The organism is Flavobacterium sp. FG19, assembly GCF_057809475.1.
Genome location: NZ_JBMDKA010000007.1, coordinates 166649 through 179938 on the forward strand (window position 1 = coordinate 166649; position 13290 = coordinate 179938).

General features: G+C 36.9%; 13 protein-coding genes. 3 read left to right on the forward strand and 10 right to left on the reverse strand.

The window, feature by feature from the left end:
* Positions 1–29 precede the first annotated feature (29 nt).
* A complete protein-coding gene (locus tag ACODST_RS09490) occupies positions 30–800 on the forward strand; it encodes a DUF2185 domain-containing protein (protein ID WP_488931874.1) in 771 nt (256 codons plus the stop codon).
* A 64-nt stretch (positions 801–864) separates the two neighbouring features.
* Here the strand turns inward: ACODST_RS09490 and ACODST_RS09495 are convergent, their stop codons facing one another.
* The 3 genes from ACODST_RS09495 to ACODST_RS09505 are packed head-to-tail and all read right to left on the reverse strand — an operon-like array spanning position 865 to position 3705.
* Positions 865–1824 (reverse strand): lipid A deacylase LpxR family protein, encoded by a 960-nt coding sequence (locus ACODST_RS09495; RefSeq protein WP_488931875.1) that lies wholly within the window; start codon positions 1822–1824, stop codon positions 865–867.
* Positions 1811–2593 carry a monofunctional biosynthetic peptidoglycan transglycosylase gene (mtgA, locus tag ACODST_RS09500; RefSeq protein ID WP_488931876.1) on the reverse strand — a complete coding sequence of 261 codons (783 nt, stop codon included), beginning with the start codon at positions 2591–2593 and terminating at the stop codon, positions 1811–1813. The genes ACODST_RS09495 and mtgA overlap by 14 nt, the downstream gene beginning before the upstream one ends.
* Entirely contained in the window at positions 2593–3705 is a 1113-nt protein-coding gene (locus ACODST_RS09505) for an NAD(P)/FAD-dependent oxidoreductase (protein ID WP_488931877.1), read from the reverse strand. Before ACODST_RS09505 ends, mtgA begins: the two co-directional genes overlap by 1 nt.
* Before the next feature lie 253 nt (positions 3706–3958).
* On the opposite strand from ACODST_RS09505, the gene ACODST_RS09510 reads away from it, so the two are divergent.
* Positions 3959–5860, forward strand: a complete 1902-nt coding sequence (locus ACODST_RS09510) for a S9 family peptidase (protein WP_488931878.1) — start codon at positions 3959–3961, stop codon at positions 5858–5860.
* A 179-nt stretch (positions 5861–6039) separates the two neighbouring features.
* Positions 6040–8481: an ATP-binding response regulator gene (locus tag ACODST_RS09515; protein ID WP_488931879.1), complete on the forward strand. Its 2442-nt coding sequence runs from the start codon at positions 6040–6042 to the stop codon at positions 8479–8481.
* On the opposite strand, the gene ACODST_RS09520 is transcribed toward ACODST_RS09515, so the two are convergent.
* The 7 genes from ACODST_RS09520 to accC all read right to left on the reverse strand — a co-directional run bounded on the left by ACODST_RS09520 (position 8478) and on the right by accC (position 13255).
* Positions 8478–9833, reverse strand: coding sequence for a sigma-54-dependent transcriptional regulator (locus ACODST_RS09520; protein ID WP_488931880.1), 1356 nt, complete (start codon positions 9831–9833; stop codon positions 8478–8480). The genes ACODST_RS09515 and ACODST_RS09520 overlap by 4 nt on opposite strands.
* Before the next feature lie 130 nt (positions 9834–9963).
* Entirely contained in the window at positions 9964–10260 is a 297-nt protein-coding gene (locus ACODST_RS09525) for a PepSY-like domain-containing protein (RefSeq protein ID WP_488931881.1), read from the reverse strand.
* A 16-nt stretch (positions 10261–10276) separates the two neighbouring features.
* Positions 10277–10573: a PepSY-like domain-containing protein gene (locus ACODST_RS09530; protein WP_488931882.1), complete on the reverse strand. Its 297-nt coding sequence runs from the start codon at positions 10571–10573 to the stop codon at positions 10277–10279.
* Positions 10574–10592: 19 nt separating this feature from the next.
* Positions 10593–10883, reverse strand: coding sequence for a hypothetical protein (locus tag ACODST_RS09535; protein ID WP_488931883.1), 291 nt, complete (start codon positions 10881–10883; stop codon positions 10593–10595).
* Between the two features lie 28 nt (positions 10884–10911).
* Positions 10912–11208, reverse strand: a complete 297-nt coding sequence (locus ACODST_RS09540) for a hypothetical protein (protein WP_488931884.1) — start codon at positions 11206–11208, stop codon at positions 10912–10914.
* A gap of 69 nt (positions 11209–11277) precedes the next feature.
* Entirely contained in the window at positions 11278–11574 is a 297-nt protein-coding gene (locus tag ACODST_RS09545; protein ID WP_488931885.1) for a hypothetical protein, read from the reverse strand.
* 334 nt (positions 11575–11908) lie between these two features.
* Positions 11909–13255, reverse strand: coding sequence for an acetyl-CoA carboxylase biotin carboxylase subunit (gene accC, locus ACODST_RS09550; RefSeq protein WP_488931886.1), 1347 nt, complete (start codon positions 13253–13255; stop codon positions 11909–11911).
* Positions 13256–13290 lie beyond the last annotated feature (35 nt).

The window sequence follows — 13290 nt, forward strand, 5'->3', positions numbered from 1 at the left end:
CATTCACAAAACCCAAAACCGAATAGAATATGCTCCGATTTTTCAAAAAGAAAACTGCTAAAAGCGAGAATAATTTTGAGGACTTTCCACCAATTGGCGGACTTCTGGTCTCTAACATGGTAGTTGATCAAAAAATAAAACCCCGGTTTTTATATCGCGAAAAAAGAACCAGACCCGAAGACAGCGGCTGGAGGATTTTTACAGGTTACGAATCCGAAGATTACCTTGATGATCCGGACAACAGCGGTATTTATAATCCGTCGACTATTTTAGAAATCGATCCCTCGCTTCTGGATATTTTATTGAAAGGAGTGGGTTCTGTTTATGAAAGGGCAAACGACCATTCTGAATGGTACAGAGTTACTGATTTTGATCTGGAAGATGATCATATGATAATTGACCCGCTTACAGATGAATGGGAAATCGAAATCAATAATCTTTTCGAAAGAAGTACTGAAGAAGAAGATACAATCTATTATACTACAGGCGACAAATCGATTCGATTGATTATCTGGGATTCCGAAAGCAGTAAAAAAGAACTCTACGAAGAGCATCGTGAAATTGTTGATCACAGAGATGAAACAGATGCTAAAACGCTGAAGAAATTTGAGTTTTCAGACAATGAAGTTTTAAGACTGGGATATCTGATACAGGAACAGGACGAGCACAAAGTATATGATGTACTATACGGTTTTTCTATAATTAACAAACAAGTCATTCAGATCGCTTTTTATTTTGACGAAAAAGAAGATCTTGAATGGGCTATAAATACCTGGAAAAGTATCGTACCAACTAAATAAAAAAAGTTCAAAGATAAGGAATCAGAAAAGCCCTTTGTGTCCTGGCGTCTTTGCAGCAAAAAAATTACCGCAGTAAAAATCCCATGCGGATCGATCCATAAAAATAGCCTGCATTTGTATCAATTCCGGGATCATTCAGTTCACGTCCGCGGTAAATAAAAGAATACGAAATATTAAAGTTGTTATATCGGTACTTTAAACCCGCCTCTGCATTAAAACGAAGCGGTTCCAGCTCGAAAGTAATTGGACTGGTATCGTTAAACATACTGCCTTCGATCGTGGCATCGTAAAACTGATAATTGACACCTGGCATGGCATAAAAATAAAATTCCCTGATATTGGTCTGCGTCTGCGAACTTACCGAAGCATCATACATATTAGAATCATACAAAGGAAGTAGTTTTTTGAACCCAAAACGGGCCATAAAACCAGTTGAAACTCCTGTAAAAATAGTACCCAGATTGGCTTCTGACTGAAAATGGAGATCTACAAAATCGTTATGTTTAGATGGAAACATTTTTTTGGAATACATCACGTGTGCCTGCACTCCCAGAGCATTATGAATCTGGTTTTCCCAGCCATATACTTTTTTATAACCTATAATTTTATGGAAACCTTTCTGCAAATCTTCTCCAAGCGAATTAGGCCCCACAAACCCCAACTGAAAATCTGTTTTTAAAACCGATTCACTTTGATAAAAAAAACTTTTTCCGGCTTTGGCAAAAAGATAACCGGCAAAAGGACGGTCGTTTATTTCTATCGCTTCTACATTTATAAACCTCGGATTGTAGAGATACTGCCCTATTCTGAATTCGGTTATTTTTTTATTGATTTTTTCATTGCTGTTCTTAGACAAAAATCGGTAAAAAAGCTCCAGTCCATTGGTATAATACATGTCATTTTTAGACGATGTATACAAATCGTTATCGGTAATAAAACCTATTTCTGTTGTTTTGCCCTGTCCAAAAGTCAGCGTTACGGTCAATATCAGAAAAGCAAAAAGAGCTTTTTTACTTTTTCTCATCTCCTTTATAATTGATTTTTCCAACGTAACGCATTTCGCGGACAATTCTTTCTTTTCTTCTGTTGATATAACTGGACGAACCGGTAGCTTTAAACTTTCTTGGATTTGGAAGAATAGCGGCAATTCCGGCAGCCTGCATGGGTGTTAAACTCGAAGCATCACGTCGGTACCAGTGTTCGGTTGCGGCATAAGCTCCGTATACACCATCTCCCATTTCAATACTGTTCAGGTAAACTTCCATAATACGTTCTTTGCCCCAGATCAATTCGATCAAAACGGTAAAATAGGCTTCAAGCCCTTTACGGAAATAACTTTTACCCTGCCATAAAAAAACATTTTTGGCTGTTTGCTGCGAAATCGTACTTCCGCCCCTGATTCGGCGTCCGCGTTCGTTGCTTTTATAGGCTTTTTGAAGTGCTTTAAAGTCAAAACCATTGTGCGTTAAAAAAGTCGCATCTTCGCTGGCGATTACCGCTTTCTGCAGGTTCATTGAAATTTTTTCAATCGGTTCCCAGTCATGGTCAAAATACACCTCTTTTCCATCCATTTTATTTTCAATAGCCCTGATCAGCATAAGTGGTGTAAAAGGTACCGGTACGTATTTGAAAAATATAACCGATGCTATCGAAACTCCAAAAAACCATAAAGCCGCTTTGATAAAAAACCATTTTACCTTTTCTCCAAAAGAACGGTTTGATTTTTTTGAAGACGTTTTTGGTTTTGGTTTGCCTGCGGGCGCTTTTTTGGGTGCTGGTTTTTTAACTGCCATTATATTAAATCTGCTAATTCGGTTCCTATTAAACTGCCTATTGCGACTCCCATTCCGCCCAAACGCACTCCACAAAACACGTTTTCAGATAATTGGGTCACAACAGGATTTTTACTGTTTCCAATTCCCATAATCCCACTCCATCGGTGTGCGATCTGAAAATCCTGATTTGGTAAAATTACATTTTTCAGTAAATCCTCCAATTTATTTTGAATAATTTTCGTCTGTCCAAATTCAGTTGTCGTTTCTCCTTCAAAATCCAGATTGCGTCCGCCGCCCAATAAAATACGATCGTCAATATTCCGGAAATAATAATAGCCGCGGTCTAAATGAAACGTTCCTTTTATATCTAAATTGCGAATGGGCTCTGTAATTAAAACCTGTGCCCTTGCCGGTCTTACGGCACCACTAGTTAAAGAACCAGCAAAACCATTGGTGGCAAAAAGTAATTTACGGGTTTTAAAACTATAGTCATTCAGAACCACTTCGGCATGATTTCCGGCATCGGTATACGAAACAACCGTTTGCTGGTTCAGGATTAAGATATTTTCAGAAACCGCCTGTTTCAGTAATTCCTGCATCATATTTCCGGTATCGATCTGTGCCTCAAACGGGTTAAAAATTAAATAATCCTGAATATTTCCAAACCCGAAACGATCTGTTTCTTTTGTGAATACTTCTGCTTTAAAAAGCGGTTTAAGAATTTCGTTTATAAAAGGCATTTTCGAAATACATTCGCTGAATCCAAATTCATCTTCTTTCAAAAACAATTCATAACCGCCGTGAGGTTTAAAATCGATAGCAGTATCCCCTAATCTTTTTCGGAGAAGCTGTAACCCTTTCCAGCGTTTTTCAATAAGTGCCGTCACCTCTTCTTCTGAATGGGTTTTTAAATCATCCATAATTTCCGAAAGACTTCCAAAACAGGCAAACCCGGCATTTTTGGTACTGGCCCCCTGAGGCAGCATACCTCTTTCTAGAACCAGAATTTTAGCTGCAGGAAATCTTTCGCGTAAGCGCAAAGCGGTATGAAGACCAACAATTCCGCTGCCAACAATGGTATAATCTACATTCGTAAACCAGTTTTTTAATTCCCAATAGCTTAATTCCATAATTTCTTTTTAAGAAAAATAAATTCCAATGCTTAAAACTCCAAATTCCAATCCTGGGTTAAATTACAAAACTAAATGAAATTCTAAATCTAAAATTACAAATTACAAGAAGGAAAACGACATCGTTTTTGGAATTTGGAATTTGATTCATTGCAATTTTAACAATAACCGGGATTTGGAATTTAACTAATTGGTCCCGACGCTTCGGGATAAATGTTGTATTTTTAGCACTTCAAAAAATAGAATTTTTATTATGAAAAAAGTAGTATTAACAACCTTAATAATGATGAGTTTAAACGCTATCGGGCAGAATGTTATGTCTCCGGAATTGTTATGGAAATTAGGAAGGGTAACACCTCTTGGCATTTCTAAAGATGCAAAAAATATTGTTTTTAAAGTTTCGACACCTTCTGTTGAAGAAAACAAATCCAATTCTAAATTGTATACCATTCCTGTAAATGGCGGAAATGCAGTGGAAATTAAAGACACAAAAGAAATTCTGGCCGATAAAAATATTTCTCCTGACGGAAAATATCTGGTATATAATGACGAAGTAAAAATCGAAAAAGTTTTAGGCAAAGATTTTTATCCAAACCTGACAAAGTCTGATGCTCAGATTTACGATGGTCTGGACTACCGTCATTGGGATACCTGGAACGAAGGAAAGTACAACCATGTTTTTTATAAAGAAAACAAAGACGGTGCAAAAGGAATTGATATCTTAAAAGGTGAAACTTTTGATTCTCCGCAAAAACCTTTTGGCGGCGATGAAGATTATATCTGGTCTCCAGACAGCAAAAGTATTTTTTATGTGTGCAAGAAAAAAGCAGGAACAGCTTACGCCATCTCTACCAACACTAATATTTATGAGTACAATTTAGAGACTCAGCAAACAACAAATAAAACCGAAGACAATTTAGGTTACGATACTGCTCCACAGTTTTCTCCAACCGGAAATTTATCCTGGCTTCAAATGAAACGTGACGGTTATGAATCTGACAAAAACGATATTATAGTTGAATTTAAAGGCATCAAAACAAACCTGACGGCAAACTGGGATGGAACAGTAGACAATTTCTTATGGAGTAAAGACGGAAAAACGGTGTTTTTTACCGCTCCGGTTGATGGTACCAAACAGCTTTTTACCGTTAATTTCCCGGGTTTAACCAAAATTGCGATTAATGTTCGTCAAATTACAAACGGGGATTTTGATGTAAATGATATTGTTGGTTTTTCTGGTGATGATATTATTGTTACCCGAACGGATATGAATCATGCTGCTGAAATTTTTTCTTTTAACGTAAAGAAAAACACCTGGAAACAGCTTTCTAATGTAAATACCGATGTTTATAAAACTTTAGCCTTAAGTAAAACTGAAAAACGTTATGTTACTACCACCGACGGTAAAAAAATGCTGGTTTGGGTAATTTTACCTCCAAATTTTGATGCTTCAAAAAAATACCCAACTTTATTATTCTGTCAGGGAGGTCCTCAAAGCCCGCTGACACAGTCCTATTCTTTCCGTTGGAATTTTTCATTAATGGCTGCCAAAGGATACGTGGTGGTAGCACCAAATCGCCGCGGAATGCCGGGACATGGTGTAGAATGGAATGAGCAGATTAGTAAAGACTGGGGCGGACAGGTAATGGACGATTATCTTTCGGCTATTGATGATGTTGCTAAAGAAAGCTATGTTGATAAAAGCCGTTTAGGATGTGTCGGCGCAAGTTACGGAGGATACTCTGTGTTCTATCTGGCCGGAATTCACAAAAACCGTTTTAAAACTTTTATTGCTCATGACGGAGTTTTCAATACCGTAAGTATGTTAGGAACTACAGAAGAAGTTTTCTTTAACAACTGGGATTTTGGCGGACCTTATTGGGAAAAAGACAATACTGTGGCACAAAAAGCCTATACTACTTTTAATCCGGCAACTCTGGTGCAAAACTGGAACAGACCCATTTTGATTTTTCAGGGAGGAAAAGATTTCCGTGTACCAATAGGACAAGGGCAGGAAGCTTTTCAGGCGGCGCAGTTAAGAGGAATCAAAAGCCGTTTTGTGTATTTCCCGGACGAAAACCACTGGGTTTTACATCCTCAAAATGCACAGGTTTGGCAGGGAGAATTCTTTAAATGGTTAAATGAAACGCTTTAAATTTTAAACTCAAATAAAAATAACCGCAGTATTATTTACATAATCTGCGGTTATTTTATTTTTAGGACGTTTGAATTATGTAAATAATTGATTTGCTTTTACTTTTCTTAAATCGAAATTTTAAATAAATTGCGGGGGATTCCAACCAGTACAAACCTTCATCACCCCCGGATTAATTTATGGAAAGCAAAAAAAGTTACACAGCACTCAAAGTATTATTCAGCTATGTTGCACTGCTTGCTTTGGTCGTTACCGTGGGATGGTTCCTGTATTCCGAAAATGTAGTTTACAATAAACTCGAAGATAAAATTGCTCAGGAAAAAACGAAAATACTCCGGGTAAGTAAATTATTTTCTAATGTTTATAAAACCGAAAGTCTGGCCAGACAGACCATTCAGACAAATTCTGAACAGGATTTTAAAAGCTACTTAATCGAAACTGACTCTTTAAAAGCAAGGCTTGATACTTTAAAACAAATAGTTACTACCGAATATCAAAAAGCACTGCTGGACAGTGTTACTTTTTTATTGTCTGAAAAAACAGAAAATATCCGACAATTAAAAACCATAAAAAACAAAGCCGAAGACGAGGTTTCGGTTAATAATGCTATCGACGAAATTACCAAAATGGAGTTTAACCTCCGAAAACTGGAACTTCAGGATTTTACCAAAAATCCCAACGAACTTGGAAGTTACCAGCGTAATGTCCTGCAGAAATACGTAGATTACCTCAATCAGAATATTCCCGACGATAGTACCAATACTCTTAGTAAAAAAGCTTCTGATTCTATTTTGGCCAATTCTAAAAAACTGCTCAGCAACGTAAAAATGAAGGCCGAGAAGAAAAAGGAAACGCTGAATTTTGAAGAGAACAAACTGCTTAAAAATGAAATTGCAATTTCAGACCAGCTTCGAAAAGTGCTCCGTATTATTGAGAGGGAAATCATTATTAATTCGATCAAAAACAATTCCTTAAAAGAAAAATCACTTAAAAGAGTCAATGAGATTGTGACCGCTTCGGCCATTATTGGTCTGATCCTTACGATCTTTTTCTCGATTCTCATTGTAAGCGATTATTCGAAATCACAGCTCTATAAAAAACAGCTGGAGATTGCGAATTTCAAGACCAAGAATTTATTAAAGAGCCGTGAACAATTGATCTCGACGGTAAGCCATGACTTAAAAACGCCTTTGAGTACGATTGTAGGATATTCGGAACTTTTAGGAAATTCAGATATTACAACCAAGCAGTCTTATTTTGTAAAAAATATTAAAAATTCCTCCGAATACATCAGCCAGCTGGTTCAGGATTTACTCGATTTTTCCCGAATTGAGGCTGGAAAAGTATCGATAGAAAAAGTACCGTTTTTTCTTCCTGAAGTTATTGAAGATACTGCCAGAAACATCCAGACAGTTTACAAAAAGAAAAATATTGAGCTGATTATTAATGTCGACGAAAAACTCCGTACAAGAGTAGTGGGCGATCCGTTCCGACTGAAACAAATCCTGACCAATATTATCGGGAATGCCTATAAATTTACCGAAGAAGGCCATATTAAAATCAGTTCTTATGTTACCGAAAATGAAAACTTCTTTGTTATTACGATTGAAGATACCGGAATTGGAATTGAAAAAGGGAATCAGAAACTGGTTTTTGAAGAATTTACTCAGGCCAATGAAAACATTGAAAAGAAATATGGAGGAACAGGTTTAGGACTTGCCATCTGTCAGAAAATAATCTCTTTTATGGGAGGAAGAATAAATCTCGAAAGTACGTTTGGAAAAGGCAGTACTTTCGAAATCAAAATTCCCCTGGTTTTTGACCACAGCGAAATTACCGTTGAAGAGATCAAAAGAAATATAGCTCGTAATACCCAAAAGCAGACTTTCATTGTTATTGATGATGATATTAATCTTCTGAATCTGACCAGCGGAGTATTAAAGCAGGAAGGACATCAGGTTTTATCCTTTACCAGTGCACCAAACGCGCTGGAAACCATTAAAAATACCGATTTTGATTTTGTGATTACTGATATTCAGATGCCGGAAATGGATGGTTTTCTGTTTTTAAAAGAACTGAAAAGTTCTGAAAAAGGCATTTACAAGAGCCAGCCTGTTATAGCCCTGACCGGAAGAACTGATCTGGATGCTTCTGTTTACACTGAAGCCGGTTTTACGACCGTAGTCAAAAAACCGTATTCGCCAAAAATACTACTGGAAACGATTCAGCACATACTGGATCACGACGCACTTCCGCAGACGGACATTAATAATGAGGAAGAAGTTTCATCGACACAACTGTACTCTTTAGAAACCCTGAAAGAATTTTTAGGAAATGACAGCAGTGCTTTAAATGATGTACTAAAAGCCTTTGTTGTAAGCAGTAATGAAAATTTTATCCTTCTGGAAAATGCCATAGCAGAAGCCAATATTCCTGAGATTAATTCGATTGCCCATCGTATTGCCCCTATGTTCAGACAAATTGAAGCACGTGATATTGGCACCTTATTAAAAACACTGGAGCAAACCAATCTTGAAATTTCGGATCTGAAAGATACTTACGATGCTTTAAAAGCCAAAACCACCAGGCTTTTCGCCGTCTTAGAACAGGAAATCGTTTAGTCGATATTGTATTGCTTTAATTTATTGTAAAGCGTTTTTCTGGTAATTTTTAAAAGCTTAGCCGCTTCTGATTTATTATTCTGCGTTCTGTTTAGAGCATGAATAATAGCTTCTTTTTCATTATCAGACAATGAGAAACTGCCTGCGGAGTTTTGCTGCTGTTTCTGTACCTGGAAAAATTCAACCGGCAGTACATCGCTTTCGATAAAATCGCCCTGAGTTAAAAGGGTGGCGCGTTTTACACAGTTCTGCAGTTCACGTAAATTTCCCGGCCAGCTGTAATTCTGAAAAATAGAAACTACTTCCGGCGAAAATCCGATAACTTCTTTATTAAGCTGCTGATTGGCTTTTTCGAGGAAATAATCGGCAAAAACCATCAAATCTTCGTCACGGTCTTTTAATGATGGAGACTGAATCGAAAATTCATTGATTCTATGGTATAAATCTTCCCTGAAATCGCCGTTTTTTACTGCCTCGCGTAAATCTTCATTGGTAGCAGTAATAATGCGGATATCAACGTTTATTTCTTTATTGCTTCCAACCGGTTTAATTTTTCTTTCCTGAAGTGCACGTAAAAGCTGAATCTGATTTTCGTAAGACAGATTTCCTATTTCATCCAGAAAAAGGGTTCCTCCGTTTGCCGCTTCAAAATAGCCCATTTTATCGCTGATCGCACCGGTAAAAGATCCTTTTAAGTGACCAAAAAATTCACTGGCAGCCAGTTCTTTTGGAATTGCACCGCAGTCTACTGCAATAAAGTTATTATTTTTTCTCTGGCTCTGCTGGTGAATGCTCTTGGCTATAATTTCTTTCCCGGTCCCGCTTTCACCGATAATCAAAACCGACATATCGGTAGGGCTCACGAGCTGAATGTGATCCAGCAGTTTTTTAGAAGCAACCGAAATTCCTTTTACAAATTCATTTTCTGCAGATGCATTTTTTTTAACGACTTTTTTCTGTTTAACGGGAGCTGCTGTTTCTTCTTCAATTTTGGGAGATTTCAGCGCATTGGTAATCACCAGTAAAACCTCATCAGGATTGAAAGGTTTTGAAATATAATCGGCCGCACCATTTTTAATGGCTTTTACTGCAGTATTTACATCTGAATATCCTGTCATCAAAATAACGGGAATATCAGGATAAGTATTTTTAAATTCGGACATTAGTCCAATCCCGTCCGAATCAGGCAGACGCAAATCGGTCAAAATCAAATCAAAAGATTCGTTTTTAACTGCTGCTCTGGCTTCTGAAGCGGAAAAAGCGACCGTTACTTCGTATTGGTTTTTTATCAGAAATTTTTCTAATAATTTACAAAACGAAATATCATCTTCTATAACTAATATCTTTGGCATTTGCTCTAAGGGACTTTTTTGCTAAAATAACACTATTAAAGTTATAAATTCTTAAAATTATGCGAAAAAAAAAGAGATTGCATAGCGCAATCTCTTTTTCACCAAAAACATAAATCTAATTTCACCTAATTTATATCTTCAACCAGTTGCCATTGACATCTGAGTACACAGTAGCCTTCTGGTCCCCAACTGATATATCTAATTTGTATTCTTTTTTATCATTAACATACGCTTTTACCAGTTTTGCATTTGGATAAGCGGTTTGCAGAGCCGTTTTTACAGCCGCCGGAACAACATCTGTACTAACTTCTGTATATTCTGCCTGAGCAGAAACTGACATTGGTACTGTATTGGGAATTATTCCTGCCAGTGCCGGAATTGATAAACTCCCTAAAATAACAGCTGCTGTGATGGCTAACTTTTTCATATTGCTCTGTGTTTAATTATTTTTTAATGATATTTCCGGAAGCATCTGTAAATACAGTATACTTCTTGTCTCCGCTTGAGATTTCAAGTTTGTATTCGTTTTTGTCGTTTTTATACGCTTTTTCAAGTTTGGTACCCGGAAACGATTTTTCTACAGTTGATTTTACGGCTGCAGGAACTGCATCTAAACCAACTTCAGCAAATTCATCCTGAATATTTACTGATTTAATTACTGAAACTGATTCTGATGGTACTGCTGCCTGCAGAGACAGTCCTCCCAAAATAATTACTGCTGATAAGATTAACTTTTTCATAATGCTTATTTTTTACTAGTTACTTTTTAAGGATATTCCCTTCGGCATCTGTAAACACAATTGATTTTTCACCTCTTACGGTAACTTCAATTTTGTACTCTTTTTTAGAGTTCACAAATGCCTTCTCCAGTTTTATTCCCGGATAAGCTTCATCCAGCGATTTTTTAATAGCGGCCGGAACAGCATCAACTTCTTTATAATCATCCTGATAGTTTACAGTCAGGATTGCTGTTTTGGTTACAACAGCATTTTCGGCTTGTAAGGACAAACTACCCATAAGAATAGCCGTCGATAAGATTAGCTTTTTCATAATTAATAGTTTTAAGGTTGTTATTTAATTATTTTTTTACCCAGGTACCATCGGCATTAGCATATAATGCTCCCACTTTATCCCCTACGGTAATTTCTAATTTGTATTGAGAAGCACTGTTTTTGTAAGCTTTGTTCAGAACTGCGTCCGGATAAGCTTTTTTAAGTGCATCGGTTACTGCAGCAGGTACTTCTGTTACATTAATTTCAGTATAATCATCTTGAAATGATACTGTCTCTACGATTGTATTTGTTATTGGCGAAGTTGAAGCAAATGATGTTAAACCTCCCAAAACGATTGCGGCTGATAAAAATAAATTTTTCATGATAATTATTTTTTAATATTCGTAATTTAATCTTAGTATTCTTTATCTGAATTTCCACGTTCTCTAAGATTATTTTTTAATCCATGTTCCGTCGGCGTTAGCAAAAAGATTGCCTACTTTATCACCAACTGTAACATCTAATTTGTATTCTGACTTTTCGTTTTTGTAAGCTTTAGTAATTACTGCGTCAGGATAAGCTTTTTTCAGAGCTTCAGTAATAGGAGCCGGTAATTCTTCTAATTTAATTTCTGTATATTCATCTCCAACTGAGATTACTTTTACAATAGGGTTTGTAATTGCAGAAGTTGAAGCAAATGATGTTAAACCTCCTAAAATGATTGCGGCTGATAAAAATAAATTTTTCATAATGGTATATAATTTAAATAGTTAATAGTTTGTTTTACACTTTAGATAAAGAAACTATTGTGCCGAAAATAAAACAACACCTTTCAAATCCCGTAAAAGCCCGATATTAAAAGAGTTAGACCATACGTGCCAAAAAACGGTTCTGGTAAAAAGTGTGTAAATCATTTAAATAGTGTGTAAAAAGTATACACTATTTGTGTTTACCTGACAGAAAAACGGACTTATTATTTAAACAGGGCAGTTACGAAAAACAACAAACCCGGCAGTTTAAAATCCTGCCGGGTTTGTTTGTTTGCCCAAAAAATAAAAAAGGCCGTCGATGACGGCCTTTGTATTATTCCGGACTATTCATTTTGAAAGTCTCCATAAATGCGGTAGTATAATCTCCTGCAATATATTTTGGATCATCCATTAATTGTCTATGGAAAGGTATTGTTGTTTTCACTCCTTCGATAACAAACTCATCAAGGGCTCTTCTCATTTTACTGATCGCTTCTTCACGAGTCTGTGCTGTTGTAATTAACTTAGCAATCATAGAATCGTAATTTGGCGGAATGCTGTAACCTGAGTAAACGTGAGTATCTAAACGTACTCCGTGACCTCCCGGCATATGAAGTGTTGTAATTCTTCCCGGAGAAGGACGAAAATCATTATAAGGATCTTCGGCATTAATACGGCATTCGATAGCGTGTAATTCCGGCAGGTAATTTTTTCCTGAAATAGGAATTCCGGCAGCTACCATAATCTGCTCACGAATTAAATCGTAATCAATTACCTGTTCTGTAATCGGGTGCTCTACCTGAATACGGGTATTCATTTCCATGAAATAGAAGTTTCTGTGTTTGTCAACCAAAAACTCTACTGTTCCGGCTCCTTCATATTTAATAAACTCTGCTGCTTTTACAGCTGCTTCTCCCATTCTGGTACGAAGTTCATCAGTCATAAAAGGTGAAGGGGTTTCTTCGGTAAGTTTTTGATGACGACGCTGTACAGAACAGTCTCTTTCAGAAAGGTGACAGGCTTTTCCGTAAGAATCTCCCACAACCTGAATTTCGATATGACGCGGCTCTTCGATAAGTTTTTCCATGTACATTCCGTCATTTCCAAAGGCTGCAGCAGCTTCCTGACGTGCGCTTTCCCAGGCTTTCAAAAGATCTTCTTCTTTCCAGATCGCACGCATTCCTTTTCCACCACCACCGGCAGTAGCTTTCATCATTACCGGATAACCAATTTCTTTAGCTATTTTTTGTGCATGCTCATACGATTCTAACAGTCCGTCTGAACCTGGCACACAAGGAACTCCTGCCGCTTTCATTGTCGCTTTTGCAGAAGCTTTATCTCCCATTTTATCGATCATTTCAGGAGCTGCACCAATAAATTTGATTCCGTGCTCCTGGCATATTTTTGAGAATTTAGCATTCTCAGAAAGAAAACCGTATCCCGGGTGTATTGCATCTGCATTGGTAATTTCTGCAGCAGCAATAATGTTTGACATTTTTAAATACGACAAATTACTTGGAGGAGGTCCAATACAAACCGCCTCATCTGCAAATTTCACATGCAGACTTTCTGCATCGGCTGTAGAATAAACCGCTACGGTTTTAATTCCCATTTCCTTACATGTACGAATTACACGAAGTGCAATTTCTCCTCTATTCGCAATTAATATTTTTTTAAACATCTTATTTAAATTAAAAATTACAAATTCCAATCTCC